The following is a 26,339-nucleotide window of genomic DNA, read 5'->3' as shown; positions in this document are numbered from 1 at the left end:
ATGGAGTCCTGTAGCTTTGGAAACGTGTCAGGGATTACCGCCCACCCGAGACATCGATGGTGGTGCCGGTGACGTAGGAGGCCTCGTCCGACATCAGCCAGACGATGGCATTGGCGATTTCATCCGCAGTCCCGACGCGCTTCATCGGCACTAGCGGCGCCAGACGATGCGCACGGTCGGGCTCGCCGCCGGAAGCGTGAATGTCGGTGTCGATCAGGCCGGGACGGATGCCTGCCACGCGAATGCCGTCGGTGGCGACCTCGTGGCTGAGGCCGACCGTGAGGGCATCGATCGCGGCCTTGGAGGCGGCATAGTCGACATAGGTGTTGGCCGCGCCGAGCCGGGCTGCGACCGACGAAATGTTGACGATGACGCCGCCCTTGCCGCCGAATTTGGTCGACATGCGCTTCACCGCCTCGCGCGCGCACAGGATGGCACCGGTGACATTGACCGCCATCACTTCCTGGATGCGTGCGGCCGTCATGTCCTCGACGCGCACGCCGCTCTTGCCGACGATCCCGGCATTGTTGACGAGCGCTCCCAGCGTCCCAAAACCGTCCGCCGCCTTGAACAGCGCCAGGATGTCGCTCTCATGGCCGACGTCGCATTTCACGGCGATGGCCTTGCCGTTTTTGCCTTCGATCATGCCGACGACTTCGTCGGCGGCCGCCTTGTTGCTGGCATAGCCGACGACGACGCGATAGCCGCGCGCCGCAGCGGCGAGTGCGGCCGCGCGGCCGATGCCGCGGCTGCCGCCGGTGATCACAACAACCTTGTCCGTCACATCAGCCCCCACACATCAATGCACATCGATCCACGGCCAGCGACGCCGGCCTTGGTGCCGGCGTCGGTCAGCGTGGCAGGTCAGAGATCCAGCACCAGGCGCGCCGGGTCTTCCAGGCTTTCCTTGACGCGCACCAGGAAGGTCACCGCTTCCTTGCCGTCGATGACGCGGTGGTCGTAGGACAGCGCCAGATACATCATCGGGCGCACCTCGATCTTGCCGCCGACCACCATCGGCCGCTCCTGGATCTTGTGCATACCGAGGATGCCGGACTGCGGCGCGTTCAGGATCGGCGTCGACATCAGCGAGCCGTAGATGCCGCCATTGGTGATGGTGAAGGTGCCGCCCTGCATCTCGTCGATCTTGAGCTGGCCATCGCGGGCGCGGCGGCCGAAATCGGCGATGCCCTTTTCGATGTCGGAGATTGACTTGTGGTCGCAGTCGCGCACCACGGGCACGACGAGCCCCTTGTCGGTGCCGACGGCGACGCCGATGTGATAGTAGTTCTTGTAGATCAGGTCCGTGCCGTCGATCTCGGCATTGACAGCCGGGATGTCCTTGAGCGCCTGCACCACGGCCTTGGTGAAGAAGCCCATGAAGCCGAGCTTGGAGCCGTGCTTCTTCTGGAACACGTCCTTGTACTGCGCGCGCATCGCCATGATGTGGGTCATGTCGACCTCGTTGAAGGTCGTCAGCATCGCGGCGGAGTTCTGCACGTCCTTCAGCCGCCGCGCGATGGTCTGGCGCAACCGCGTCATCTTCACGCGCTCTTCGCGTGCGGCATCATCAGCCGGGGAAGGCGCCCTCACCTGCACCGATGCGGCCGGCTGGTTGACCGGGGTCGGGGCGGACGCCGCCTTCTCGATCGCGGCCAGCATGTCGCCCTTGGTGACGCGCCCGTCCTTGCCGGAGCCGGGAACGGTTGCCGCGTCGATGCCGCTTTCGGTGGAAAGTTTGCGAACCGACGGCGCCAGCGGCGCATCCGCGGCCACGGTCTTCGGTGCGGCAGCGGGCGCTGCGGCGGGCGCAGCCGCCGGAGCGGCGGCCTTGGCGGGTGCGGCCGCCGGTTTTGCCGCGCTCGCGGCGCCGCCTTCGTTGATTTGACCGAGCAGCGCGCCGACGGCGACAGTCTCGCCGTCCTTGGCCGCGATCTCGCCGAGCACGCCCGCGGATGGCGCTGGCACTTCGATGGTGACCTTGTCGGTCTCGAGCTCCACCAGCGGTTCGTCCACCGCCACCGCATCGCCGGCCTTCTTGAACCAGCGGCCGATGGTGGCTTCCGTCACGGACTCGCCGAGTGTCGGCACGCGAATTTCAGTCATGGTATTCTTTCCTCAATCATTGGCGCGTCATCGCCTGCCTTGTGCACAATTGCGCACGGGGATGGACGTGATCAAAACGCACGGCACGGTGTACTGAATGCCCCGCGCCAGTGCGCCATGGCGCACGAGGCGGGGCGAGACAAATGACAAGAGTTAGCTCAGCGCGTCATCCAGCAGCGCCTTGAGCTGCGCCAGATGCTTCGACATCAAGCCGGTGGCGGTTGCGGCCGACGCGGCGCGGCCCGCGTAACGCGGACGGCGGTTCGGCGCATGGATCTGGTTCAGCACCCATTCGAGATAGGGCTCGATGAAGTGCCATGAGCCCATGTTGCGCGGCTCTTCCTGGCACCACACCACTTCGGCGTTCTTGAAGCGCGCCAGCTCCTGCACCAGCGCCTTGAGCGGCACGGGATAGAGCTGCTCGATGCGCATGATGTAGATGTCGTCGATGCCGCGCTTCTCGCGCTCGTCGTAGAGATCGTAATAGACCTTGCCCGAGCAGAGCACGACGCGCTTGATCTTGTCGTCCGCCACCAGCCTGGTCTTCTCGTCGGGCTGCATCTGGGCGTCATCGTACAGGATGCGATGGAAGGTGGTGTCCGCGCCCAGTTCGTCCAGCCGCGAGACCGCGCGCTTGTGGCGCAGCAGCGACTTCGGCGTCATCACGATCAGGGGTTTGCGGATTTCGCGATGCAGCTGGCGCCGCAGCACGTGGAAGTAATTTGCCGGCGTGGTGGGATACACCACCTGCATGTTGTCTTCGGCGCACATCTGCAGGAAGCGCTCCAGCCGCGCCGAGGAATGCTCCGGCCCCTGCCCTTCATAGCCATGCGGCAGCAGGCAGACGAGGCCGGACATGCGCAGCCATTTGCGCTCGCCCGACGAGATAAACTGGTCGAACAGCACCTGGGCGCCGTTGGCGAAGTCGCCGAACTGCGCTTCCCACATCGTAAGCGCCTTCGGCTCGGCCAGCGAATAGCCATACTCGAAGCCGAGCACTGCCTCTTCCGACAATAGCGAGTTGATGACCTCGTAATGGCCCTGGTCGTGGCCGAGATGGTTGAACGGCGTGTAGCGGCTCTCGTCTTCCTGGTCGATCAGCACCGAATGGCGCTGCGAGAAGGTGCCGCGCTCCGAGTCCTGTCCGGACAGGCGGACGTGATGGCCTTCGTGCAGCAGCGTGCAGAATGCCAGCGCCTCGCCGGTCGCCCAGTCGATGCCGGCGCCGTTGTCGATCGCTTTCGCACGGTTTTCCAGGAAGCGCTGGATGGTGCGGTGAACCCGGAAACCATCCGGCACCTTGGTGATCTTGCGGCCGATATCCTTGAGGATGTTGACGTCGACGCCGGTAACGCCGCGGCGGGCGTCTTCTTCCTGGTCGGCGGACTTGAAGCCCGCCCACTTGCCGTCGAGCCAGTCGGCCTTGTTCGGCTTGTAGCCGGAGCCGGCCTCGAGCTCGGCGTCGAGCCGCGCGCGCCAGTCGGCCTTGGCCTTCTCGACCTCGCCTTCGGTCATGACGCCGTCGGCGATCAGCCGCTTGGAATAGATCTCGACCGTGCCGGGATGCGTCGCGATCTTCTTGTACATCACCGGCTGGGTGAACGCCGGCTCGTCGCCCTCGTTATGGCCATGGCGGCGGTAGCAGAACATGTCGATGACGACAGGCTTGTGGAATTTCTGCCGGAACTCGATCGCGACCTTGGCCGCGAACACCACGGCTTCCGGATCGTCGCCGTTCACATGGAAGATCGGCGCGTCGATCATCTTGGCAACGTCGGACGGGTACGGCGAGGAGCGCGAGTAGCGCGGGTACGTCGTGAAGCCGATCTGGTTGTTGACGATGAAATGCAGCGAACCGCCGGTGCGGTAACCCTTCAGGTCCGACAAGGCGAAACATTCGGCCACCACGCCCTGGCCGGCGAACGCCGCGTCGCCGTGCATCAGCATCGGCAGCACGGAAATGCGCATGTCCGGCGGATCGCCATGCTGGTCCTGCTTGGCGCGCACCTTGCCGAGCACGACGGGATCGACGATTTCCAGATGCGACGGGTTCGCGGTCAACGACAGATGGATCTTGTTACCGTCGAACTCGCGGTCGCTCGACGCGCCGAGATGGTATTTGACGTCGCCGGAGCCTTCGACCGCGTCCGGGTTGGCGGAGCCGCCCTTGAATTCGTGGAACAGCGCGCGGTGCGGCTTGCCCATCACTTGCGTCAGCACGTTGAGCCGGCCGCGATGCGGCATGCCCAGAACGATTTCCTTCACGCCGAGATTACCGCCGCGCTTGATGATCTGCTCCAGCGCCGGGATCAGCGATTCACCGCCGTCGAGGCCGAAGCGCTTGGTGCCGGTGAACTTGAGGTCGCAGAATTTTTCAAAGCCTTCGGCTTCGATCAGCTTGTTGAGGATCGCGCGGCGTCCCTCGCGGGTGAAACTGATTTCCTTGTCCGGACCTTCGATGCGCTCCTGGATCCAGGCTTTCTGCGCGGCGTTGGTGATGTGCATGAATTCGACGCCGAGCGTCTGGCAGTAGGTGCGCTCGCAGATCGCGACGATTTCGCGGAGGTTGCCGTATTCGAGGCCGAGCACGTGATCGAGGAAGATCTTGCGGTCGAAATCGGCGTCGGTGAAGCCATAGGAGCGCGGATCGAGCTCTTCGCGGTCGCGCGGCGCCTCGATGCCGAGCGGATCGAGTTTCGCGAAGAAATGACCGCGGATGCGATAGGCGCGGATCAGCATCAAAGCGCGGACCGAATCGCGCGTCGCCTGGGTGGCGTCGGCGGCCGACAGTTCGACGCCCTTGGCCTGCGCCTTGGCGGCAAGCTTGGTGCCGACAGCTTTTTCGACCTGCGCCCAGTTGCCGTCGAGGGCGGAGGTGAGATCGTCGCGCGGCGTGAGCGGCCAGTTGTCGCGTCCCCAGGAGGGGCCTTCGGCGTTCTTCTGGACGTCGGCCGGGGCGTCCTTGAGGCTTTTGAAGAATTCCTGCCACTCGGGATCGACCGAGGCGGGATCCTGCTCGTAGCGGGCGTAGAGACCGTCGATGTAGGTGGCGTTGGTGCCCTGCAAAAACGAGGAAAGGGCAAATGCTGCGTTCGCGTCCTGGCGAGACATGATGGCGTCCTGGTAATTTTTCGCTTTGCGCATGGAAAACGGCGCTTAAGCCGGTCCGGAGGCCCGAACCAGCTCGGTAAAGCATCTTTACCCTATTTAGGACGGAGTTTCGCGCCTAAAAGAACCAAGAACTGAATTAAGACTTCAATTTTTCGGCAAGGGTATGACCCAGCCGCGCCGGTGACGGCGAGACCGTAATTCCAGCCGCTTCCATCGCGGAAGTCTTCGATCCGGCGTCGCCCTTGCCGCCGGAGATGATGGCACCGGCATGGCCCATGCGACGGCCGGGAGGGGCCGTGACGCCGGCGATAAACCCAACCATCGGCTTCTTGCGGCCCCGCTTGGCCTCGTCCTTGATGAACTGGGCGGCGTCTTCCTCGGCCGAGCCGCCGATTTCGCCGATCATGATGATCGAGGTGGTCTTGGGGTCGGCGAGGAACATTTCCAGCACGTCGATGAATTCGGTGCCCTTGACCGGGTCGCCACCGATGCCGACCGCGGTGGTCTGGCCGAGGCCTTCCTGGGTGGTCTGGAACACGGCTTCATAGGTCAGCGTGCCCGAGCGGGAGACGATGCCGACGCTGCCGGGCTTGAAGATGTTGGCCGGCATGATGCCGATCTTGCACTCGCCCGCGGTCATCACGCCCGGGCAGTTCGGCCCGATCAGGCGCGATTTGGAACCCGAGAGGGAGCGCTTCACGCGCACCATGTCGAGCACTGGGATGCCCTCGGTGATGCACACGATCAGCGGGATTTCCGCATCGATCGCCTCGCAGATCGCGTCCGCCGCGCCCGGCGGCGGCACATAGATCACCGAAGCATCGGCCCCAGTCTTCTCGCGCGCCTCTGCGACGGTGTCGAACACCGGCAGACCGAGATGAGTCGATCCGCCTTTGCCGGGTGAAGTGCCGCCCATCATCTTGGTGCCATAAGCGATCGCGGCTTCCGAATGGAAGGTGCCGTTCTTGCCCGTAAAACCCTGGCAGATGACTTTGGTATTCTTATCGATCAGGACTGACATGTTCACTTAGCTCCGGGCATCTGCCACAAGTTGTTCGCGGTAAGCTTTTTCGAGGAATTGTTCCGGCGACAGATCGTCGTCGTTCGTCTCAGCGTATAGCCATCGTCGCATCTTGCTCGACGGATCGAAGCAACCGTTTCCTGTGCCGACAACGACGAACCATTGCGGTTGCCGAGCCTCATCAGCGCGCGGAGCCTGACCCGGATTAGTGGCGTGATCTCCGTGATGCGGTTCCAAGACATGTTGCTTCTGACAGATCGGACACAAAATCTCCTGGCGACCGGCCAAACGATCTTTTTCCGCTTCAAATAGCCAGTAACGCCTGTCGGACTCCACCTTGTGAGCACATGGTCCGCTGACGTTAAATGTCGTCGGCGCCTCGTCGCGCGACCAGTGATAATGATTGGCGAAAAGGTACTCTTCCATCTCCGCAATTGTGTAAGGGCATGTTTCCGGAAGCCGATCCATGCTTGTTGCCGCCTCCCACGCCATCGGATATCCGGTCATTCAAGCTCTCAGTTCACCCGCCGATACGTGCCGGTAAGCACGTCGGTCCAGCCCTCGGCATCGGGTGAGAACTGGATCTTCATGGTGTAACTGTCCTTGTCGACGATTTCGTAGACGTGCCGCGCGTTGCCGCGCAGCGAGCCGCGCACCAGCGTCAGCTTGTTGCCGACCCAGGCGCCGGAGGCCGGCGCCGGCGAGTAGTAGCCGAGCGAATCGTGCCAGAACAATTTGTAGGTCCGGTCGTCGCGGTCGTAGGTGAAGACGCCATGGGTAGCGAAGGTTTCCTTGCCGTCGCGCGTCTGCAACGTGTCCTGGATCAGATAGAAGCCGTTGAGATCGATGCGCGCGACGACCCGCGAAAGCGCCGGACCGCCGGCGTTCCAGCGCGAGGGGTAGACCATTTCCTCGCCAGCCCATTCGCCCGCGAGAGCCGCGAGCTTGCGGTGCTCGTCCAGCGGGGCCGGTGCGTCGAGATGGTCAGGCATCGCTAGCCTCCCTTGACGGCTTTCACGATCTTCTGTGCGGCGTCATCGAGATTGTCGGCGGGCAACACGTTGAGGCCGGATTCGCGGATAATCTGCTTGCCGGCGTCGACATTGGTGCCTTCGAGCCGCACCACCAGCGGCACCTTAAGGCCGACTTCCTTGACGGCGGCGACAACGCCTTCGGCGATGATGTCGCACTTCATGATGCCGCCGAAGATGTTGACCAGGATGCCCTTCACGTTGGGATCGGCGGTGATGATCTTGAAGGCCGCCGCGACCTTTTCCTTGCTGGCGCCGCCGCCGACGTCGAGGAAGTTGGCAGGCTCCATGCCGTAGAGCTTGATGATGTCCATGGTCGCCATCGCGAGGCCGGCGCCGTTGACCATGCAGCCGATGGTGCCGTCGAGCGTGACGTAGTTGAGATCGTATTTCGAGGCCTCGACTTCCTTGTCGTCTTCCTCGGTCAGATCGCGCAATGGCACCGCGATCTCGGGGTGGCGGAACATCGCGTTGTCGTCGAACGACACCTTTGCATCGAGCACGCGGAGCTGGCCCTGCTTGGTGACGACGAGCGGATTGATCTCCAGCATCGCCATGTCCTTGCCGGTGAAGGCGTTATAAAGCTGCCCCACGAGCTTCTCGGCCTGCTTGGCGAGGTCGCCGGAGAGGTTGAGCGCCTTGGCGACGGTGCGGCCGTGATGGCCCATGATGCCGGTGGCCGGATCAACCGAGAAGGTGACGATCTTTTCGGGCGTATTGTGCGCGACTTCCTCGATGTTCACGCCGCCTTCCGTCGAAACCACAAACGACACCTTCGAGGTCTCGCGGTCGACCAGGATCGAGAGATAGAACTCCTTGTCAATGTCGGAGCCTTCCTCGATGTAGAGGCGGTTGACCTGCTTGCCCTGGGGGCCGGTCTGGATCGTGACCAGGGTCGCGCCCAGCATCTGCTTGGCGAATTCGTTGACCTCGTCCACCGACTTGGCGATGCGGACGCCGCCCTTGTCGCCGGCGGAGGCTTCCTTGAACTTGCCCTTGCCGCGGCCGCCGGCATGGATCTGGCTCTTCACCACCCAGATCGGGCCGGGGAGCTGCTTGGCGGCGGCGTCGGAATCCGAGGCCTTAAGGACCGCCACGCCGCGCGAAATCGGCACACCGAACTCATGCAGCAGGGCCTTGGCCTGATATTCATGGATATTCATCTGGACGCTCCCCAAAACCCTGTGCGGCAAATTCTACAGATCACCGGCATTGGTAGTTGGCATACCACATGCCAATGAAACTGCAACCCTCTGACACTTCCGCTCCCGACAGGGAGCGGAAGCTTTAGTCAAATCAACGTCCGAGCAGATCGGGCGCGATCTTCTTGCAGGCATCGACCAACCCCTGAACCGCGCCGACCGACTTGTCAAAGGCTTCGCGGTCCTTGCCAGCCAATTCGATCTCCACGATACGCTCGACACCCTTCGAACCGATGACGACGGGAACGCCGACATACATGTCCTTCACGCCGTATTCGCCATTGAGATAGGCGGCGCAGGGCAGCACGCGCTTCTTGTCCTTCAGGTAGCTCTCGGCCATCGCGATCGCGGAGGCGGCCGGGGCGTAGAACGCCGAACCGGTCTTCAGCAAATTGACGATCTCGGCGCCGCCGTTGCGGGTGCGGTCGACGATCTCGTCGATGCGGGCCTGCGAGGTCCAGCCCATCTTGACGAGATCGGGCAGCGGAATACCGGCGACGGTGGAGTAGCGGGTCAGCGGCACCATGGTGTCGCCGTGGCCGCCGAGCACGAAGGCGGTGACGTCTTCGACCGAGACGTTGAATTCATCGGCGAGGAAGTAGCGGAAGCGCGCGGAGTCGAGCACGCCAGCCATGCCGACCACCTTCTTGTGCGGCATGCCGGAAGCCTTCTGCAGCGCCCAGACCATCGCATCCAGCGGGTTGGTGATGCAGATGACGAAGGCGTCGGGAGCGTACTTCTTGATACCGGCGCCGACCTGCTCCATCACTTTCAGGTTGATGCTCAGGAGATCGTCGCGGCTCATGCCGGGCTTGCGCGGCACGCCGGCGGTGACGATGCAGACCTTGGCGCCGTCGAGCGCGTCGTAGGAATTGGCGCCGGTGAGGTTGGAATCGAAACCGTCGACCGGGGAGGACTGCGCGATATCGAGCGCCTTACCCTGGGGGACGCCTTCCGCGATATCGAACATGACGACGTCGCCGAGCTCCTTCAGGCCGACGAGGTGAGCCAGCGTTCCGCCGATCTGACCGGAGCCAATCAAAGCAATCTTGTCGCGCGCCATGGGAAATTTGTCCTTCTGAGACGAAGTGAGAGGATGGATAATTCAGTCGGATCGCTGGTTATCCCTTTCGATAGGCCGGTTCAAGACGGGACTATGCCCGATTGTAGGGCCTTGCCTTGATTTCGATCAGGTATGCCAGAGCCGCCTCCGTCCTTACACGCCAAACGACGCGCTGAAGGCGGCGGGACTTTTAAGTCTCCACCAGCCCCGTGCTCGACCCGCTGGCGGAAGAGTCCTTCCGGCCATGCGGGAGCGCCAGATAGGATTCCGAGCTCATTTCGATCAGCCGCGAAGAAGTCCGCTTGAACTCGTTGGCCTCGACACCGTCGGTCGCCAGATACAGCGAGACCGGGTCGGCCGCGGCCGAGGCCATCAGTTTCACGGCATTGTCGTAGAGCGTATCGATCAGCGAGATGAAACGCTTGGCGGCGTTGCGCTCGGGATAATCCATCACCGGAATGCCGTCGATCAGGATCGTGTGATAATCATGCGCCAGCCGCAGATAGTCCGACGCGGCGAGCGGCTTTTCGCAGATGTCGGCAAACGAAAACCGCGCGACGCCGTGCGCCGAACAGGGTACGCGCAGCACGCGGCCCTTGATGATGATGTCGCGCGGCTTGCACGGCGCATTGCCGGTCATCCGGCGCCAGGCGCGATCGAGCGCGGCGCCAGCCTCGTCGTCCGGAGGCACCAGCCACATCTTCACGCCAGCGAGCTTTTCCAGCCGGAAATCGGTGCGCGCGTCGAGCCTGAGCACGTCCATGCGGTCTTCGATCTGCTTGATGAAGGGCAGGAACAGCGCGCGGTTGAGGCCGCCCCTGTAGAGGTTTTCGGGCGCGACGTTCGAGGTCGCCACCACCACCGTGCCGAGTTCGAACAATTTTGAGAACAGTCGTCCCAAAATCATGGCGTCGGCGATGTCGGTGACGTGGAATTCGTCGAAACACAACAGCCACGCCTCGTCGAAGATCGCGTTCGCCGTCAGTTCGATGACGTCGCCGTCGGCGATCTCGCCGCGCGCCATGTTCTGACGGTAGGCATAGATCTTCTCATGCGCCTCGGCCATGAATTCATGGAAATGCGCGCGGCGCCTGTGCCGGACCGGCGAGTGCTGAAAGAACAGGTCCATCAGCATGGTCTTGCCGCGGCCGACCTCGCCATGCACGTAAAGCCCGCGCGGCGGCGGCTCGCCCTTGTCGCCGAACAGCCGCCCCAGCAGGCTGAGCTTCTTCGCCGGCTTGTAGCCCGACAGCCGCTCTTCGAGGGCGGCGAAGGCTTCCGCGGCTTCCGCCTGCGCCGGATCGGCCTCGATCGCACCGGAGTCGACGAGGGCCTGATACTGGGAATGGAACGAGGATTGGGTCGGCGGCATGCCCCCCTTACGGCCTTATGCGAAGGGAAATTGCAAGTCGTGAATTGGCGCTGGAGGCATGCAAACACCATCCCGTCATGCCCGCGCAGGCGGGCATCCCGTATGCCGCGGCTTCTCGGCCCAATTTCAGGCGTGTCTGGAATACTGAATCATCCGCCGGCGCCTGTCATCGGGCGGCGCAAAGCGCCGACCCGTTGGCGGATGATGACGCCGGTGGGCGTGACTAACACCTGCCCTCACGCACTCAGCGCGTAGGAATCCTCGACCACGTAAGGCCCGCCGCCGGTGGAGGCGCGCGACGAGAACAGCACGAAGCGCGAGGCCATGAAGGTCCGGCTCGGAAAATAGCCGCGCACCGAAAGATAATCCGCGACATCCCGGCTCGACGCATCATGCAGCCGCGCCAAGGTCACATGCGGCGTGAATTTGCGGCCCTCGGGATCGAGACCGAGCCGCTGCATCAGCCGCTCGAGTTCGGCCTGCAGTTCGATCAGCGGCCGGCACGGCTCGACCGAGGCGACCACCGCGCGCGGTTTCTTGCCGCCAAAGCTCTGCAGGCCCTGCACCTTGACCTCGAACGGCTTGCGGTTGACCCGAAACAGCATGGAGGCGATTTCGTTCGCCGACATGCCGTCGATATCGCCGATAAAGCGCAGGGTAACGTGATAATTTTCGGGATCGATCCAGCGGGCGCCGGGAAGGCCGCCACGCAAATTGGAAAGGCTCTGGCCGATCTCGGCCGGGATTTCCAGTCCAGCAAACAAACGCGGCATCGCGAGATCCTCGATGCGAAGGCGTCAGCTTTTAAGGCTCACGCCTGGAAGCAAACCCGGTGACGAATCACCGATCACCAATTTCTATCCGACTTATATGACCCTGCGAAGCACGCCCCGCGCGCAGCCCGAAAAAGCCACGGGGAAAACCGGCGTTAACGTTAGCAATGCCCCTTTTTCAACTCCGTTGCCCGGAGATCGTCCCGAGAAATGCCTCCACCATGGGCAGGATGTTCTTTACGATAACGTCGATGCCCTCCGCGGTCGGGTGCATCCCGTCCGCCTGGTTCAGTTTTGCGTCGGCGGCCACCCCTTCCAGGAAGAACGGATAGAGCGGCACGTCGAAGGATTTCGAAAGCTCCGGATAGATCGCGTTGAAGCGCGCAGCATAGTCGCTGCCGTAATTGGGTGGGGCGAGCATCCCGCACATCAGCACGGCAATCTTGCGCGCCTTCAGACGCGTCAGGATATCACTGATCGCCGTGCGGGTGACGGCGGGGTCGACTCCGCGCAGCGCATCGTTGGCGCCGAGTTCGAGGATCACCGCCTCGGTTCCCTCGGGGATCGACCAGTCCAGTCGGTCGCGCCCCCCGGAAGAAGTATCGCCGGATACCCCGGCATTGATCATGTCGACCTTTATCCCCTTGTCAGCCAAGGCTTTTTGCAAACGCGCCGGAAACGCCGCCGAGGCCGGCAGACCGAAACCGGCGCTCAGGGAATCGCCGAGAACGACCATTTTGACCGGCTTGGCGGGCACTTGAACTGGGGACTGGGCCAGAACCGGCCCGGCCGTCATCAAAATCACAATCAACACGCCTAAGTGCGCAAACAACCTTTGCAAGCCCTCGACCCGAGCGGCTGAAGTGCCATATGACCGAGTCATGGACAGTCTCATCGAACCCTCTTCACTCACCGGCGTTGCTCCGGACACCATAACCATTTCCAACGTCAACCTCTCGCTCGGCTCGGGCGCTGCACGCGTACATATCCTGAAGGATATCAGCCTTCGTGTGGCATCGGGCGAGGCGATCGGCCTGATCGGGCCATCAGGTTCGGGCAAATCGACCCTGCTGATGGTGATGGCGGGGCTGGAGCGTCCTGACAGCGGAGAGGTGGTGGTCAACGGCACCCCGTTCAATGCCCTCGACGAGGATGCGCTGGCGCGCTTCCGCGGACGCCAGGTCGGCATCGTGTTCCAGTCGTTCCATCTGATCCCGACCATGACGGCGTTGGAGAACGTCGCGGTGCCGCTGGAGCTCGCCGGCAACCCCGATGCGGCGGCGCGCGCCGCGCAGGAGCTGGCATCCGTCGGCCTCGGCGAACGCCTGCATCACTATCCGACGCAACTTTCGGGCGGCGAGCAGCAGCGCGTTGCGCTGGCCCGGGCACTGGCGCCGGACCCAGCGATTCTTGTCGCGGACGAGCCGACCGGCAATCTCGACGAGACCACCGGCCGGCAGATCGTCGATATGCTGTTCACCAAGCACGCCGAACGCGGCATGACGTTGGTGCTGGTGACGCATGACACCTCGCTCGCACAGCGCTGCGACCGCGTGGTGCGGTTGCGTTCCGGCCGCATCGACGGACATTCATGACAAGCATTTCCGAACCCGTCTATCGCAGCCGCGCGTCGTCCCTTGCCTTGCGCTACGCGCTGCGCGAACTGCGCAGCGGCTTGCGGGGATTTTATGTCTTCATCGCCTGCATCGCGCTCGGCGTGATGGCGATTGCCGGCGTCGGCTCGGTGGCTGCCAGCCTCAGCGAAGGGTTGACGCGCGAGGGCCGCACGCTGCTCGGCGGCGACGTGGCGTTCTCGCTGATCCAGCGCGAAGCCAAGCCGGAGGAAATCGACTTCCTGCGCGCCCGTGGCCAGGTTTCGGTCGCCGCGGCGCTGCGCGTCATGGCGCGCAGCAATGACGGCCAGCTGGCGCTGGTCGAGCTCAAGGCCGTGGACGGCAACTACCCGACGCTGGGGGAAGTCACGCTCGATCCCAAAATGCCGATGGCCGATCTATTGGCCGAGCGTGACGGCGCGTTCGGCGCGGCGGTCGATTCGACGCTGCTGGCGCGGCTCGATCTCAAGATCGGCGACCGCATCACCATCGGGAATGCCAACTTTCAGATCCGCAGCGTGGTGGTCGCCGAACCCGACAAGCTCGCCGGCAATGTCGGTTTGGGCCCGCGCGTCCTCGTCAGCGAGCAGAGCCTGCGCGCGAGCGGGTTGCTGCAGCCCGGCAGCCTGGTGCGCTGGATCTACCGCGTGAAGCTGCCCAACAATGCGGCCGATGATCGCGCCGCAACCCAGTTGATCGACAACGCGCGGAGCGCCCTCCCCGAGGCCGGCTGGTGGATCCGTAGCAGCAGCAACGCTTCGCCGCAGCTCGAACGCACCATCAACCGCTTCAGCCAGTTCCTGTCGCTGGTCGGCCTCGCCGCTCTCCTGGTCGGCGGCGTCGGCGTCGCCAACGCGGTCAAGAGCCACATCGATCGCCGCCGCGACGTCATCGCCTCGTTCAAGGCGCTGGGCGCCACCGGCCGCGACGTCTTCACCATCTATCTGACGCAGGTGATCCTGCTCGCCGGGGTCGGTTCAGTGATCGGATTGGCGATCGGGGCAGCCTTGCCCTTTGCCATCGTCGGCCTGTTCGGCAAGCTGCTGCCGCTGCCGGTCATCCCCGCCCTGCACGCGGACGAACTGGCGCTCTCGTTCGTCTACGGCCTGCTCACCGCGCTCGCCTTCGGATTATGGCCGCTCGGCCGGGTGCACGACGTGCCGGTCGCGGCGCTGTTTCGCGAGGAAGTGTCGGGCGAATGGCGCCGGCCGCGCTGGAGCTATCTGGCGCTGATGGCCGCGGTGATCGCGCTGCTGGTCGGCGTGGCCATCGGCCTTTCCTACGACAAGCGGGTGGCGGCCGTATTCGTCGTCTCGTCAGTGGCGGTATTCGCGCTGCTGCGCGTCGTGGCGGCCGGGCTGATGGCGCTGGCGCGCCGCTTGCCCCGAAGCCGAATCACCATGCTGCGGCTGGCGATTGCCAATATCTACCGGCCCGGCGCGCTGACGCCCTCGGTCGTGATGTCGCTCGGCCTCGGGCTCGCGGTGCTGGTCACGATCACCCAGATCGACGGCAATCTGCGACGGCAGTTCCTGGCGGCATTGCCGGAGAAAGCCCCCTCATTCTACTTCATCGACATCCCGACCGCCGATGCCGACCGGTTCGGCGACTTCCTCAAGAAGGTAGCGCCGCAATCGACGGTGGACGACGTGCCGATGCTGCGCGGACGCATCGTCGCCGCCCGCGGCGTCAAGGCCGACGAACTCAAGGCGTCGCAGGATTCCGAATGGGTGCTGCAGAGCGATCGTGGCCTGACTTATACCAACGAGGTTCCCAAGGGCTCGAAGGTGGTCGAGGGCGAATGGTGGAGCGCGGACTATCAAGGGCCGCCGCTGGTCTCGCTGGAGAAGAAGATCGCCGACGGCCTCAAGCTCAAAATCGGCGACGAGATCGTCGTCAACGTGCTCGGCCGCGACATCTCGGCCAAAATCAGCAATCTGCGCAACGTCGACTGGCAGGGGCTCGGCATCAACTTCGTGTTGGTGTTCTCGCCCAACGCGTTCAAGGGCGCGCCGCACAGCCATGTCGCGACCCTGTCCGAGGCCCACCCGGACCCGGCCGGCGACGCCCGAATCATCAAGCAGGTGGCGGACGCCTTCCCGATGGTCACCAGCGTGCGGGTCCGCGAGGCGCTCGAAACCGTCGGCACCGTCATCGCCAATCTCGTGCTTGCCATCCGCGGCGCCAGCGCGGTGACGCTGATCTCGGCGATCCTGGTGCTGGGCGGGGCGCTCGCGGCCGGACACCGCCACCGGGTCTACGACGCCGTCATCCTGAAGACGCTGGGGGCGACCCGGGCGCGGCTGCTCGGCGCCTACGCCCTGGAGTACCTGATGATCGGCCTCGCCACGGCGGTATTCGGCGTGATCGCGGGTTCGATCGCTGCCTGGCTGATCGTAACCCGGCTGATGACGCTCAGCTTCATCTGGCAGGCCGGCAGCGCCGCCGGCGTGGTCGCCGCCGCCCTGGTCGTCACGGTGGGCCTCGGACTCGCCGGAACGTTGCTGGCGCTCAACCAGAAGCCGGCCAGCGTGTTGCGTAATTTGTGACAATTTGTAGCGGCAGAAACGCCGGGTTAACGCTGCTTTTGCTTGGGAATGACGGCAGAAGCGACATTCAGCCGCGCATGGAAGCTTGCGACGAATGTGTTAGTTTCCCACATATCAGCCAAGATCAGATACGGGCTTGATGACGTCGAGCGAATGTCAGCAAGTCGGGACATCTGAGATAGAAATCCAACCGGCGCCGCAAACCCTTGCGCTCCGCCGGGCAACCAACGGGAATTCGACCATGTCGGACCTAGACCGTAACTACGCTTCTCCTTTCGGCCGGGCCGCCGGGCGCGTTGATGCCGCGACCGTCGATGCCGGTCTGCGCGCCTACATGCTGCGCATCTACAACTACATGAGCATCGGCCTGGCCATCACCGGCCTTGCAGCGCTCGGCGTCTATATGGCCGCCGTGACCACCGATCAGGCCGGCGCGGCGGCGCGAATTGGCAAAGTCTTCCTGACGCCGTTCGGCCAGGCGATGTATGTCAGCCCGCTGAAGTGGCTGTTCATCCTTGCGCCGCTGGTGATGGTGTTCGCGATCTCGGCCGGCATCAACCGGCTGCGGCCTGCGACCGCCCAGATGCTGTTCTGGGTGTTCTCGGCGCTGATGGGCATCTCGCTGTCGTCGATCTTCCTGGTGTACACGCACACCTCGATCGTGCGGGTGTTCTTCATCACCGCGGCCACCTTCGGCGCGCTGAGCCTGTACGGCTACACCACCAAGCGTGACATGAGCGGCATGGGGTCGTTCCTGTTCATGGGCCTGATCGGCGTCATCATCGCGAGCGTGGTCAACCTGTTCCTCGCCAGCTCGATGCTGCAGTTCATCGTCTCGGTGGTCGGCGTGCTGGTGTTCGCGGGCCTCACGGCCTGGGATACCCAGCGGCTGAAGAACGACTACATCTACGGCTACGCCTCCCAGGGTGGTGAAATTGCAGAGAAGGCGGCGATCACCGGCGCGCTCTCGCTCTACCTGAACTTTATCAACCTGTTCACGCTGCTGTTGCAGCTGCTCGGCCAGCGCGAGTAGTCGCCGCCGCAGAGGCTACAAAGTCAGAGCCCCGGCCCAACGGCCGGGGCTTTTCTTTTGCCGGCAGCGAAAATACTCTACCGGCCATGTTCGCTCCCGAAATCCGTACCGCCACCGAGGCGGACCTCCCCGCTATCACCGAAATCTATGAGCACGCGGTCCGCTACGGCACCGCGACGTTCGAACTGATCCCGCCCGATCTTGCAGAGATGACGCGGCGGTTCAGGGCGCTCACAGACGACGGCTTCCCCTATTTCGCCGCGGCGGTCGACGGCACGGTGATCGGCTATGCCTATGCCGGCCCCTATCGGCCGCGGCCGGCGTACCGTTTCACGGTGGAGAATTCCGTCTATTTGCAACCGGCGATCCACCGCCGCGGCATCGGCCTGCAGTTGATGCAGCGGCTGATCGCCGAGTGCGAGGCACGCGGATACCGGCAGATGATCGCCGTGATCGGCGACTCCGCCAACGCCGGCTCGATTGGCGTTCATACCCGATGCGGGTTCCAGATGATCGGGACGCACCCGAATGTCGGGCTCAAATTCGGCCGCTGGCTCGACACCGTGATGATGCAGCGCGCACTGGGGGAGGGTGGGACAACGGTGCCGGCATCGTAGTTTCGTGCCCGGCTAAACCACCGCCAGCTTCCGGTCGATCACCAGCAGCACGCGCTCGAGCTCGTGGCCGCGGCGCAGGATCAGGCCTGTCGCCGCGATCACGCTGTACATGCCCTGCTTGCGCGCGAGCCGCGGATCCTTCTCAATCCGGTAGATTGGAACTTCGGAGGCACGGCGAAATACCGAAAATACCGCACGATCCTTCAGGAAGTCGATGGCGTAGTCGCGCCATTCGCCGTCGGCGACCATGCGGCCATACAGATTGAGGATAAGGTTGAGTTCGAGGCGATTGAACGTGACGCGAACTTGCTGCGGCGCTGCAGTGGCAGGACGTGCCACCGCGCGTATCGCGCTTGGATCGGTGTCCTCCGATATCGTGCTCATGGAGCGCCTCCTGTCATCCAATTTACATGATTGCGCTAACCGGAGGACGCCGCAAGGGGGTGCAACTACGCGGAAAACCGCCAAGTGCGGCGACATGCTGGAACACGATTCACGGGATCGTTAGCGGAATCTTATTACTGCCCCACTTCCGCCAACCGCCCGCCCCGCTAGGTTGCAACAAGAGGATACTGCGTTGGCCCGGTCCTTTCGGTTCCGGATTCCTCAGCCCCCAGCCCCCCGGGGCCGTCGGGATCGGGCCTATTCGCAGAGGGAGTACAATCCCGATACTGGGCCAACGAAAGTTGGTCCTTTTTCGTTTGCGGCTCGAGCTGCGACACATCGGCATTGGGCGCGTTCCCACCTCGCCTGCCGCGACGACATCCAGACGGAAAGTCAGGGGAGAAAGTTAGCGCAGCACGGTGAAGGCGGCGCCGAGCATTGCGCCTGGCCTGTCACGGCTGCCATCCTGGACATAGACGACTGCCGCATCGACTCCATTGCTGGAGATACTGTCCAGCGGAACTGTCCAGCTTCCCGCAGTGCCGTTCCAGTCGCCGATCTTCACGATATTGCGCACCACGTTGTAGTAGGTGACCTGCTGGCCGCGGTTCTCACCGCGCCCGATCGAAATCGGCACGGCCCGCGAGACCGAGCAAAGCCAGACTTCGCCGCGACCCGTCGCCGCCTTGCTTGCCTCAACCGAAACGTTGATCTGCTTGCCCGACAAGGTCATCGAGACCGGCACCGACATTACGCCCTCGGCCTTGCCCGTGCTCTTGATGGCTTTATCGATGGCGGTGCGATCGCTGCCGATCACCTGCGCCGAGCCGTTGACGATCATCTGCGGCGTATAGAGATTGCGGTCACCGCGGACGTGTGAATAGGCCTTCTGCCGCGCGCTGAACCGCGAGTCCGCCAGCGTATCCTTCCAGCCGAGATAGTCCCAATAGTCGATCGGCATGCTCAGCGCGATCACGCCCGGATCCTTGGCGAGTTCGCCGACGATCTTGTCGGCCGGCGGACATGACGAACAGCCCTGCGAGGTGAAGAGTTCGACCACCGTGCGCGGATCGGCATGGGCCGGCCGGATGACCGCGATGATCGCGCAGACCCCGAGCGCGCCGGACCAACGCGATATCAAATTGTGGGCCATCAACGCTGTCATTGTGCGAACCGGTCGTAACGTCTTCCGTCGGTATTGCGGGGCATGATCAAACCTCAAAAAAAGCGTGCCCCAAACACGCGAAAGCGGCCCTTCATTAGGCCGCCTTCTTCCTGGTCGCTACTCACTTCGAAGTGAGGCACTGATCACAAATCCGCGCTTCAAAGCGTTTTCAAGCGAACGCCGGCCCCGGACTTGATCCGGGGTGGTTGCCGGCTCGCGTGAAAGCGCGTCAAAGGAGAACCCTACGCCGCGAGCTTGCGCAGCACATAATGCAGAATGCCGCCGTTCCGATAGTACTCGAGCTCGTCGAGCGTATCGATGCGGCAAAGCAGCGGCACGCGCTGCAGCGCGCCATCGCCGGAGACGACCTCCGCCGTCAGCATCTGGCGCGGCTTCAGGTCGCCCTGGAGGCCCCGGATCGTCACCTTCTCGTCACCCTTGAGGCCGAGCGACGACCACGAGGTGCCGTCCTCGAAGGTCAGCGGCAACACGCCCATGCCGACCAGGTTGGAGCGGTGGATGCGCTCGAAGCTCTGGCAGATCACGGCGCGAACGCCGAGCAGGCGGGTGCCCTTGGCGGCCCAGTCGCGCGAAGAACCGTTGCCGTATTCGGCGCCGGCGAAGACCACCAGCGGTACGCTCTCCTGCTGGTACTTCATCGCCGCGTCGTAGATCGACATCTCTTCGCCGTCGGGCCAGTGCTTGGTCAAGCCGCCTTCCGGGATGTTGCCGTCGGCGCCCTTCAGCATGAAGTTCTTGATGCGGATGTTGGCAAACGTGCCGCGCATCATGATTTCATGATTGCCGCGCCGCGTGCCGTACTGGTTGAAGTCGGCCGGACGGACCTGGTGCTCGCTGAGGAATTTTCCGGCCGGTGAGGTCAGCTTGATCGAACCGGCCGGCGAGATGTGGTCGGTGGTGATCTTGTCGCCGAACATCGCCAGAATCCGCGCATCGACTACGTCGACGACCGGATCGGGTTCCTTCTTCATGCCTTCGAAATAGGGTGGATTCTGCACATAGGTCGACGACATGTTCCAGCGATAGGTCTCGCTGTCGGTGGTCTTGATCTTGCGCCAGTTGGTGTCGCCCTTGAACACGTCGGCATAACGCTTCTTGAAGATCGTCGCAGTGACGAACTTCTTCATGTAGGCGTTGATCTCCTTCGTGGTCGGCCAGATGTCCTTCAGATAGACCGGCTTGCCGTCCTTGCCGGTGCCGATCGGCTCGACCGCGAGATCCTTGGTCACGGTGCCCGCCAGCGCGTAGGCCACCACCAGCGGCGGCGAGGCCAGATAGTTCGCCTGCACGTCCGGCGAGACGCGACCTTCGAAGTTGCGGTTGCCCGACAGCACGGCGGCGGCGACGATGCCGTTGTCGTTGATCGACTTTGAAATTTCCTCCGGCAGCGGGCCGGAGTTGCCGATACAGGTGGTGCAGCCGAAGCCGACCAGGTTGAAGCCGACCTTGTCCAGATCCTTCTGCAGCCCCGAATTGGCGAGATATTCCGCGACGACCTGGCTTCCAGGCGCGAGCGAGGTCTTGACCCACGGTTTTGCTTTCAGACCCTTGGCTGCGGCGTTACGCGCCAGCAGGCCGGCGCCGATCAGCACGCTCGGGTTGGAAGTGTTGGTGCAGGAGGTGATCGCGGCGATCACCACGTCGCCATGACCGAGGTCGAAGTTCTTGCCCTCGACCGGGTAGCGCGTGTCGCCGCCTTCCGGCTTCTTGTATTCGCCGGCAAGCGCAGTGGCGAAGCCGGTCGACACGGCGGGCAGCGCGACGCGGCCTTCGGGACGCTTCGGGCCGGCCATCGACGGCACGACATCCTTCAGATCGAGCGTCAGCGTTTCCGTGAACACCGGGTCAGCGGATTTCGCCGTGCGGAAAAGGCCCTGCGCCTTGGCGTAGGCCGACACCAGCGCGACGCGGTCCGCCTTGCGGCCCGAGGTCTTGAGGTAATCGATGGTCGCGGCATCGACCGGGAAGAAGCCGCAGGTCGCGCCGTATTCCGGCGCCATGTTGCCGATGGTCGCCTTGTCCGCCACCGAGAGGAAGTCGAGGCCCGGGCCGAAGAACTCGACGAACTTGCCGACCACGCCCTGCTTGCGCAGCATCTGCGTCACGGTCAGCACGAGGTCGGTCGCGGTGACGCCTTCCTTGAGCTGGCCCTTCAGCTTGAAACCGATCACTTCCGGCAGCAGCATCGACAGCGGCTGGCCGAGCATGCAGGCTTCCGCCTCGATACCGCCGACGCCCCAGCCGAGCACGGCAAGGCCGTTGACCATCGTCGTGTGCGAATCGGTGCCGACCAGCGAATCCGGATAGGCGACCTCGAAAGTGCCGGTCTTCTTGCCGACCGTCATCTTCTCCTTCTTCGTCCATACGGTCTGCGCAAGGTATTCGAGATTGACCTGGTGGCAGATGCCGGTGCCGGGCGGCACCACGGAGAAATTCGAAAACGCCTTCTGGCCCCACTTCAGGAATTCGTAGCGTTCCTGGTTCTGCTTGTATTCCTCGGCCACGTTCTTGCCGAACGCCTTGTTGTCACCGAAGAAGTTGACGATGACGGAGTGGTCGATGACGAGGTCGACCGGCACCAGCGGGTTGATCTTCTCGGCGTCGCCGCCGAGCGCCTGCATCGCGTTGCGCATCGCGGCGAGATCGACCACCGCCGGCACGCCGGTGAAATCCTGCATCAGCACGCGCGCCGGGCGGAACGCGATTTCATGCTCGAGTTTACGCTTCCTCAACCATTTCGACACCGCGACGATGTCTTCCTTCTTGACGGTGCGGCCGTCCTCATTGCGCAGCAGGTTTTCCAGCAGCACCTTCATCGAATAGGGCAGCTTGGAAATTCCCTTCAAACCGTTCTTCTCGGCGGCGGGCAGACTGTAATAGACGTAGGTCTTGCTGCCGACCTTGAGGGTCTTGCGGCATTTGAAGCTGTCGAGCGAGGTCATGTGAGGAAATCCCAGATTCAAGTTATACCCGCCAAGGGTATTTAAACACCATCGACGTCGACTGGCCTCCCGGCTTGCAGATGTCGATTGTGTGCTGCATCAAGTTCCGGGCTTATAGAATCTTTCTAGAAGCGCCGCCACACCGACAAGCGTGCTGCAGCGATGCGGTACCCACAAATTCTGACGCGGTACCCATCAATTTCAGAGGGCTGTGAAGGCGACAATGCGGCTCTCGGGGCGCCAAATCGACTGTATCAGGGGTGGCCGCAGCGTGTTCTCGGGCCTCGATTTCGAAGCCGTTTCCGGTGAGGTTCTGGCCGTGGTCGGCCCGAACGGATCGGGCAAGACCTCGCTGCTGCGCCTGATCGCGGGCCTCGTGGTGCCGGCCGGTGGATCGGTCGGCCTGGAAGGCGGCGAGGCCGAGCTGACGCTGCCGGAACAAGCCCATTATCTCGGCCATCGCGATGCGCTGAAACCGGCGCTCAGCGTGCATGAGAACCTTGCGTTCTGGCGGGATTTTCTCGGCGGCGCGGCCGGCGACCTCGGCCAATGCCTTGCCGCCGTGGGCCTTGGCCATGCCACGCATCTGCCGGCGGCGTATCTGTCGGCCGGCCAGCGGCGGCGGCTTTCGATCGCCCGCCTGCTCGTCATACGCCGGCCGGTCTGGCTGCTGGACGAGCCCACTTCGGCGCTCGACACCGCCGGGCAGGATCTGTTCGTCGACGTGATGCGTGACCACCTTGCCGGCGGCGGCATCATCATCGCCGCGACCCACACCCCGCTCGGGATCGAGACGAGAGAATTGCGAATGGGGGCCGGGAAATGACCGCCCTCGCCGCGCTGATTCGCCGGGACGTCAAAATCGCGCTGCGCGTCGGCGGCGGCGCGCTGATCGGTGTGCTGTTCTTCCTCACCGTCACCGTGCTGATGCCGTTTGCGATCGGGCCGGATCTCGCGCTGTTGACGCGGCTCGGCCCCGCGATCCTCTGGCTCGGCGCATTGCTGGCAAGCCTGCTCACGCTGGATCGCCTGTTCACGGCCGACCATGACGACGGCTCGCTCGACCTGATCGTGATGGGCCGGGCGCCGCTGGAACTGGCCTGTGCCGCCAAGGCGCTGGCGCACTGGCTTGCGGCCGGCGTGCCGCTGATCGTGGCGACGCCCGTGCTGGGGCTGCTGCTCAATCTCGATGCCACCGCGACCTCCGCGGTGGCGCTGACGCTGCTGGTGGGAACGCCGGCGCTGACCTTCACGGGCATGATCGGCGCGGCGCTCGCCGTGACGCTGCACCGCGGCGGTTTACTGCTGGCGGTGCTGGTGTTGCCGCTGTCGATTCCGGTGCTGATTTTCGGCGTCGCGGCGTCGCAGGCGGCGATCACCGGTCCCCTTTCGTTCGGAACACCGTTTTCGATCCTGTGCGCGCTGTCGCTGGTCAGCCTCGTCGTCGGACCTTTCGCAGCCGCCGCGAGCCTCCGCCATGGCCTGGATTGACAGGGCTGACAATAACTTGACGCCGATCAACTCTGGCGGAGGCTATAGGAACCAAACCATGCCGCATTGCCTGCCCCGCCGCTGACGACTATCAGGATGCCATGCCGCTGATCGATCTCGCCAACCCCACCAAATTCCTGTCGCTGACCGCACGCGTGCTGCCGTGGCTCGCCGGCGCGACCGCGACCCTGCTGCTGATCGGCCTTTACCAGGCGGCGATGGCGCCCGACGACTATCAGCAGGGCGCCACCGTCAAGATCATGTTCATTCACGTACCGAATGCGTGGCTTTCGATGTTCGTGTGGGGCGTGATGAGCATGGCGGCGCTGGGCACGCTGGTGTGGCGGCATCCGCTGGCCGACGTCGCCGCCAAGGCCGCGGCCCCGATCGGCGCGGCCTTCACGTTTCTCGCGCTGGTCACCGGCTCGCTGTGGGGCCGGCCGATGTGGGGCACCTATTGGGAATGGGATGCACGGCTGACCTCGGTGCTGATCCTGTTCCTGATGTATCTCGGCCTGATGGCGCTGTGGCGCGCGGTCGACGATCCCTCTCGGGCGGCGCGGGCCGCCGCCATCCTGACGCTGGTCGGCGCGCTCAATTTGCCGATCATCAAATTTTCGGTCGACTGGTGGAACACGCTGCATCAGCCGGCCTCCGTGATGCGGATGGGCGGCCCGGCGCTGGATAACGCGTTCCTGATTCCGCTGCTGGTGATGGCGATCGGGTTTACGCTGCTGTTCGTCACGCTGCACCTCGCGGCGATGCGCAACGAGATCCTGCGCCGCCGTGTGCGCAGCTTGCAGATGATGCAAGCCAGCCAGCAGGCGGCGTGAACCGATGTCGCTCGGACCCTACGCCTCCTATATCGTGACGTCCTACGTGCTGGTCGGAGCCATCGTACTGATCCTGATCGCCTGGATCGCGATCGACTTCCGCCGCCAGAAGGAGCGCCTGCGTGAACTCGAAACCTCCGGCGTGACCCGGCGTTCCGGCCGCCCGGCGACGGACATCCGATGAGCACACCCGTCACATCGAACGAACAACCGCGCCGCCGGCAGTGGCTGGTGGCGTTGCCGCTGATCGGCTTCCTCGCCATCGCCGCGCTGTTCCTGCTGCGGCTGTATGGCGGCGACCCCTCCAAAATCCCGTCCGCCCTGATCGGCCGCCCGGCGCCGCAAACCACGCTGCCGGCGCTGGAAGGCCTGACCCAGAACGGTACGCCGGTCCCCGGGCTTGACCCCGCAATCTTCAAGGACAAGGTCTCCGTGGTGAACGTCTGGGCGTCCTGGTGCGTGCCGTGCCACGACGAGGCCCCGCTTCTGACCGCGCTCGCCAGGGACACGCGGCTGCAGATCGTCGGCATCAACTACAAGGACTCCGCCGACAACGCCCGCCGCTTCCTCGGCCGCTACGGCAATCCGTTTACCGCCGTCGGCGTCGACGGCAACGGCCGCGGCTCGGTCGAATGGGGCGTCTACGGCGTGCCCGAAACCTTTGTGGTCGGCCGCGACGGCACCATCGTCTACAAGCTGGTCGGCCCGGTGACGCCGGCCAATCTCGACAGCGTCTTGAAGGTCGCGATCGAGAAGGCGTTGAGCAAATAATTTTCCACTTTTACCTGCCGTTCATTTGGCAGCCATGGCGCCGCCACGAATCCGCAGCTAGCTTGATGGGGTTAATTGAACCGTCCTTGGAGGGACACCCATGCGTCATTTCACGCTCGCTTCCGTGCTCGCAACTGCTCTTACGCTCGGCCTGATGACGGCAACGCCGTCGATGGCCCAGACCGCGCAACCCGCGACCAAGTCCGACAACAAGATGATGGCCCCGGCGCCGAAGGCTTCGGAGTCGAAGATGGCGCCGGCGCCGAAGGTGGAGCTGCTCGACATCAACTCGGCAAGCGCCGAACAGCTCGACGAACTGCCGGGTGTGGGCAAGGCCTATTCCGCAAAAATCATCGCGGGCCGCCCGTACAAGGGCAAGGACGACCTCGTCAACAAGAGCATCCTGCCGCAGGCGACCTACGACAAGATCAAGGACAAGATTATCGCCAAGCAGAAGAGCTGAGGCGGTTTCCTAAACCTCGCCCAGCTTGCGGGGAGAGGTCGGATCGCTCTTGCGATCCGGGTGAGGGGGTACAGGTCCAACGACCTGCAGAGTTCGCGGAGAGAGCCCCTCACCCCAACCCTCTCCCCGCAAGCGCCGGGCGAGGGGGCCGAGCGGAGCAAGAGCGATAGCGTCTACCCCTTGCTCACATCGCCCGCTTCGGCCTCGCTGGCTTCCAGCGTGGCGGGCTCCAGATGGTAGCGCTTGACCAGCGGCATCTGGGCGATGGCAAACACCATCGTCAGCGGCGTCACGCCGAATACCTTGAAGTTGACCCAGAAGTCGGTCGACTGCGTGCGCCAGACAAATTCGTTCAGGATCGCCATCGCGAAGAAGAACAGTGCCCAACGCATCGTCAGGACCCGCCAGCCCTTCGGCGTCAGGTTGAACACCTGATCGAACAGGATCGCGATGAAGGAGCGGCCGAACAACAGGCCGCCGCCCAGGATTGCGGCGAACAGGGCGTAGATGATAGTCGGCTTGACCTTGATGAAGGTCTCGTCATGCAGCACCAGCGTCAGCGTGCCGAACACCAGCACGATCACGGCGGTGACGATCGCCATGATGGGAATGTGCCGCACCACCACATAGGAGGCGATCATCGCGGCCACGATCGCCACCATGAAGGCACCGGTCGCGACGAACAGGTTGAACTTGGCATTGGCGACGAAGAACACCAGCAGCGGACCGAGTTCGGTCGCCAGCTTGAACATCGGATGCGGCTGGGTCTTGTCCATGC

Annotated in this window: 25 protein-coding genes; 10 read left to right on the top strand and 15 right to left on the bottom strand. The window is 63.7% G+C overall.

The genetic code is table 11. The features are described from left to right. Window positions 1-34: 34 nt before the first annotated feature. From QUH67_RS01970 to QUH67_RS01920, 11 genes are all read right to left on the bottom strand, one after another. Entirely contained in the window at window positions 35-784 is a 750-nt protein-coding gene (locus QUH67_RS01970; protein WP_300944976.1) for an SDR family oxidoreductase, read from the bottom strand. 80 nt (window positions 785-864) lie between these two features. Continuing rightward, window positions 865-2,106 carry a 2-oxoglutarate dehydrogenase complex dihydrolipoyllysine-residue succinyltransferase gene (gene odhB, locus QUH67_RS01965; RefSeq protein WP_300944975.1) on the bottom strand — a complete coding sequence of 414 codons (1,242 nt, stop codon included), beginning with the start codon at window positions 2,104-2,106 and terminating at the stop codon, window positions 865-867. Window positions 2,107-2,259: 153 nt separating this feature from the next. After that, window positions 2,260-5,217 carry a 2-oxoglutarate dehydrogenase E1 component gene (locus tag QUH67_RS01960; protein ID WP_300944974.1) on the bottom strand — a complete coding sequence of 986 codons (2,958 nt, stop codon included), beginning with the start codon at window positions 5,215-5,217 and terminating at the stop codon, window positions 2,260-2,262. Between the two features lie 136 nt (window positions 5,218-5,353). Continuing rightward, window positions 5,354-6,238 (bottom strand): succinate--CoA ligase subunit alpha, encoded by an 885-nt coding sequence (sucD, locus tag QUH67_RS01955; protein WP_300944973.1) that lies wholly within the window; start codon window positions 6,236-6,238, stop codon window positions 5,354-5,356. Between the two features lie 6 nt (window positions 6,239-6,244). Then, entirely contained in the window at window positions 6,245-6,745 is a 501-nt protein-coding gene (locus QUH67_RS01950) for a hypothetical protein (protein ID WP_300944972.1), read from the bottom strand. Between the two features lie 8 nt (window positions 6,746-6,753). Continuing rightward, on the bottom strand, window positions 6,754-7,230 hold the full coding sequence (locus QUH67_RS01945) for a DUF1579 family protein (RefSeq protein WP_300944971.1): 477 nt from the start codon (window positions 7,228-7,230) through the stop codon (window positions 6,754-6,756). Window positions 7,231-7,232: 2 nt separating this feature from the next. Continuing rightward, complete coding sequence (sucC, locus tag QUH67_RS01940; RefSeq protein ID WP_300944970.1) at window positions 7,233-8,432, bottom strand: ADP-forming succinate--CoA ligase subunit beta; 1,200 nt, start codon at window positions 8,430-8,432, stop codon at window positions 7,233-7,235. Window positions 8,433-8,565: 133 nt separating this feature from the next. Then, a complete protein-coding gene (gene mdh / locus QUH67_RS01935) occupies window positions 8,566-9,534 on the bottom strand; it encodes a malate dehydrogenase (protein ID WP_300944969.1) in 969 nt (322 codons plus the stop codon). A 190-nt stretch (window positions 9,535-9,724) separates the two neighbouring features. Beyond that, entirely contained in the window at window positions 9,725-10,906 is a 1,182-nt protein-coding gene (gene zapE, locus QUH67_RS01930; protein WP_300944968.1) for a cell division protein ZapE, read from the bottom strand. 236 nt (window positions 10,907-11,142) lie between these two features. Further along, on the bottom strand, window positions 11,143-11,679 hold the full coding sequence (thpR, locus tag QUH67_RS01925) for an RNA 2',3'-cyclic phosphodiesterase (protein WP_300944967.1): 537 nt from the start codon (window positions 11,677-11,679) through the stop codon (window positions 11,143-11,145). Window positions 11,680-11,857: 178 nt separating this feature from the next. After that, window positions 11,858-12,562, bottom strand: coding sequence for an arylesterase (locus QUH67_RS01920; RefSeq protein ID WP_300948308.1), 705 nt, complete (start codon window positions 12,560-12,562; stop codon window positions 11,858-11,860). On the opposite strand from QUH67_RS01920, the gene QUH67_RS01915 reads away from it, so the two are divergent. The 4 genes from QUH67_RS01915 (at window position 12,561) to QUH67_RS01900 (ending at window position 17,491) form a co-directional block, all read left to right on the top strand. Beyond that, window positions 12,561-13,274 (top strand): ABC transporter ATP-binding protein, encoded by a 714-nt coding sequence (locus tag QUH67_RS01915; RefSeq protein ID WP_300944966.1) that lies wholly within the window; start codon window positions 12,561-12,563, stop codon window positions 13,272-13,274. The genes QUH67_RS01920 and QUH67_RS01915 overlap by 2 nt on opposite strands. Further along, window positions 13,271-15,841: an ABC transporter permease gene (locus QUH67_RS01910; RefSeq protein WP_300944965.1), complete on the top strand. Its 2,571-nt coding sequence runs from the start codon at window positions 13,271-13,273 to the stop codon at window positions 15,839-15,841. The genes QUH67_RS01915 and QUH67_RS01910 overlap by 4 nt, the downstream gene beginning before the upstream one ends. Window positions 15,842-16,082: 241 nt before the next feature. Beyond that, entirely contained in the window at window positions 16,083-16,874 is a 792-nt protein-coding gene (locus QUH67_RS01905; RefSeq protein WP_300944964.1) for a Bax inhibitor-1/YccA family protein, read from the top strand. A gap of 86 nt (window positions 16,875-16,960) precedes the next feature. Continuing rightward, the gene (locus QUH67_RS01900; RefSeq protein ID WP_300944963.1) at window positions 16,961-17,491 is read left to right on the top strand and encodes a GNAT family N-acetyltransferase; all 531 of its coding nucleotides are present in this window, start codon (window positions 16,961-16,963) and stop codon (window positions 17,489-17,491) included. A gap of 12 nt (window positions 17,492-17,503) precedes the next feature. On the opposite strand, the gene QUH67_RS01895 is transcribed toward QUH67_RS01900, so the two are convergent. The 3 genes from QUH67_RS01895 to acnA all read right to left on the bottom strand — a co-directional run bounded on the left by QUH67_RS01895 (window position 17,504) and on the right by acnA (window position 22,003). After that, the gene (locus QUH67_RS01895) at window positions 17,504-17,875 is read right to left on the bottom strand and encodes a DUF2794 domain-containing protein (RefSeq protein WP_300944962.1); all 372 of its coding nucleotides are present in this window, start codon (window positions 17,873-17,875) and stop codon (window positions 17,504-17,506) included. A gap of 406 nt (window positions 17,876-18,281) precedes the next feature. Then, the gene (locus tag QUH67_RS01890; RefSeq protein ID WP_300944961.1) at window positions 18,282-19,040 is read right to left on the bottom strand and encodes a DUF1223 domain-containing protein; all 759 of its coding nucleotides are present in this window, start codon (window positions 19,038-19,040) and stop codon (window positions 18,282-18,284) included. Window positions 19,041-19,282: 242 nt separating this feature from the next. Next, complete coding sequence (gene acnA / locus QUH67_RS01885; protein ID WP_300944960.1) at window positions 19,283-22,003, bottom strand: aconitate hydratase AcnA; 2,721 nt, start codon at window positions 22,001-22,003, stop codon at window positions 19,283-19,285. 223 nt (window positions 22,004-22,226) lie between these two features. On the opposite strand from acnA, the gene ccmA reads away from it, so the two are divergent. The 6 genes from ccmA (at window position 22,227) to QUH67_RS01855 (ending at window position 25,561) form a co-directional block, all read left to right on the top strand. Further along, window positions 22,227-22,829, top strand: a complete 603-nt coding sequence (gene ccmA / locus QUH67_RS01880; protein WP_300944959.1) for a heme ABC exporter ATP-binding protein CcmA — start codon at window positions 22,227-22,229, stop codon at window positions 22,827-22,829. Beyond that, the gene (gene ccmB / locus QUH67_RS01875) at window positions 22,826-23,494 is read left to right on the top strand and encodes a heme exporter protein CcmB (protein WP_300944958.1); all 669 of its coding nucleotides are present in this window, start codon (window positions 22,826-22,828) and stop codon (window positions 23,492-23,494) included. Before ccmA ends, ccmB begins: the two co-directional genes overlap by 4 nt. A gap of 101 nt (window positions 23,495-23,595) precedes the next feature. Beyond that, the gene (locus QUH67_RS01870) at window positions 23,596-24,327 is read left to right on the top strand and encodes a heme ABC transporter permease (RefSeq protein WP_300944957.1); all 732 of its coding nucleotides are present in this window, start codon (window positions 23,596-23,598) and stop codon (window positions 24,325-24,327) included. Between the two features lie 4 nt (window positions 24,328-24,331). After that, the gene (gene ccmD, locus QUH67_RS01865) at window positions 24,332-24,511 is read left to right on the top strand and encodes a heme exporter protein CcmD (protein ID WP_300944956.1); all 180 of its coding nucleotides are present in this window, start codon (window positions 24,332-24,334) and stop codon (window positions 24,509-24,511) included. Next, complete coding sequence (locus tag QUH67_RS01860) at window positions 24,508-25,098, top strand: DsbE family thiol:disulfide interchange protein (protein WP_300944955.1); 591 nt, start codon at window positions 24,508-24,510, stop codon at window positions 25,096-25,098. Before ccmD ends, QUH67_RS01860 begins: the two co-directional genes overlap by 4 nt. Window positions 25,099-25,198: 100 nt before the next feature. Beyond that, window positions 25,199-25,561, top strand: coding sequence for a ComEA family DNA-binding protein (locus QUH67_RS01855; RefSeq protein ID WP_300944954.1), 363 nt, complete (start codon window positions 25,199-25,201; stop codon window positions 25,559-25,561). 173 nt (window positions 25,562-25,734) lie between these two features. Here the strand turns inward: QUH67_RS01855 and QUH67_RS01850 are convergent, their stop codons facing one another. Further along, window positions 25,735-26,337, bottom strand: coding sequence for a septation protein A (locus tag QUH67_RS01850; protein WP_300944953.1), 603 nt, complete (start codon window positions 26,335-26,337; stop codon window positions 25,735-25,737). Between the last annotated feature and the right edge of the window lie 2 nt (window positions 26,338-26,339).

Source organism: Bradyrhizobium roseum (genome assembly GCF_030413175.1).
Taxonomy (GTDB): Bacteria; Pseudomonadota; Alphaproteobacteria; order Rhizobiales; family Xanthobacteraceae; genus Bradyrhizobium; species Bradyrhizobium roseum.
The sequence above is the reverse complement of the archived record's forward strand: the minus strand, read 5'-3'. Positions and strand labels throughout refer to the sequence as shown.

Bases quoted from the DNA above. Each gene is read 5' to 3' on its own strand.
- odhB (WP_300944975.1), bottom strand. From the start codon at position 2,106: ATGACTGAAATTCGCGTGCCGACACTCGGCGAGTCCGTGACGGAAGCC.
- QUH67_RS01960 (WP_300944974.1), bottom strand. From the start codon at position 5,217: ATGTCTCGCCAGGACGCGAACGCAGCATTTGCCCTTTCCTCGTTTTTG.
- sucD (WP_300944973.1), bottom strand. From the start codon at position 6,238: ATGTCAGTCCTGATCGATAAGAATACCAAAGTCATCTGCCAGGGTTTT.
- QUH67_RS01950 (WP_300944972.1), bottom strand. From the start codon at position 6,745: ATGACCGGATATCCGATGGCGTGGGAGGCGGCAACAAGCATGGATCGG.
- QUH67_RS01945 (WP_300944971.1), bottom strand. From the start codon at position 7,230: ATGCCTGACCATCTCGACGCACCGGCCCCGCTGGACGAGCACCGCAAG.
- sucC (WP_300944970.1), bottom strand. From the start codon at position 8,432: ATGAATATCCATGAATATCAGGCCAAGGCCCTGCTGCATGAGTTCGGT.
- mdh (WP_300944969.1), bottom strand. From the start codon at position 9,534: ATGGCGCGCGACAAGATTGCTTTGATTGGCTCCGGTCAGATCGGCGGA.
- zapE (WP_300944968.1), bottom strand. From the start codon at position 10,906: ATGCCGCCGACCCAATCCTCGTTCCATTCCCAGTATCAGGCCCTCGTC.
- thpR (WP_300944967.1), bottom strand. From the start codon at position 11,679: ATGCCGCGTTTGTTTGCTGGACTGGAAATCCCGGCCGAGATCGGCCAG.
- QUH67_RS01915 (WP_300944966.1), top strand. From the start codon at position 12,561: ATGGACAGTCTCATCGAACCCTCTTCACTCACCGGCGTTGCTCCGGAC.
- QUH67_RS01920 (WP_300948308.1), bottom strand. From the start codon at position 12,562: ATGACTCGGTCATATGGCACTTCAGCCGCTCGGGTCGAGGGCTTGCAA.
- QUH67_RS01910 (WP_300944965.1), top strand. From the start codon at position 13,271: ATGACAAGCATTTCCGAACCCGTCTATCGCAGCCGCGCGTCGTCCCTT.
- QUH67_RS01905 (WP_300944964.1), top strand. From the start codon at position 16,083: ATGTCGGACCTAGACCGTAACTACGCTTCTCCTTTCGGCCGGGCCGCC.
- QUH67_RS01900 (WP_300944963.1), top strand. From the start codon at position 16,961: ATGTTCGCTCCCGAAATCCGTACCGCCACCGAGGCGGACCTCCCCGCT.
- QUH67_RS01895 (WP_300944962.1), bottom strand. From the start codon at position 17,875: ATGAGCACGATATCGGAGGACACCGATCCAAGCGCGATACGCGCGGTG.
- QUH67_RS01890 (WP_300944961.1), bottom strand. From the start codon at position 19,040: ATGACAGCGTTGATGGCCCACAATTTGATATCGCGTTGGTCCGGCGCG.
- acnA (WP_300944960.1), bottom strand. From the start codon at position 22,003: ATGACCTCGCTCGACAGCTTCAAATGCCGCAAGACCCTCAAGGTCGGC.
- ccmA (WP_300944959.1), top strand. From the start codon at position 22,227: ATGCGGCTCTCGGGGCGCCAAATCGACTGTATCAGGGGTGGCCGCAGC.
- ccmB (WP_300944958.1), top strand. From the start codon at position 22,826: ATGACCGCCCTCGCCGCGCTGATTCGCCGGGACGTCAAAATCGCGCTG.
- QUH67_RS01870 (WP_300944957.1), top strand. From the start codon at position 23,596: ATGCCGCTGATCGATCTCGCCAACCCCACCAAATTCCTGTCGCTGACC.
- ccmD (WP_300944956.1), top strand. From the start codon at position 24,332: ATGTCGCTCGGACCCTACGCCTCCTATATCGTGACGTCCTACGTGCTG.
- QUH67_RS01860 (WP_300944955.1), top strand. From the start codon at position 24,508: ATGAGCACACCCGTCACATCGAACGAACAACCGCGCCGCCGGCAGTGG.
- QUH67_RS01855 (WP_300944954.1), top strand. From the start codon at position 25,199: ATGCGTCATTTCACGCTCGCTTCCGTGCTCGCAACTGCTCTTACGCTC.
- QUH67_RS01850 (WP_300944953.1), bottom strand. From the start codon at position 26,337: ATGGACAAGACCCAGCCGCATCCGATGTTCAAGCTGGCGACCGAACTC.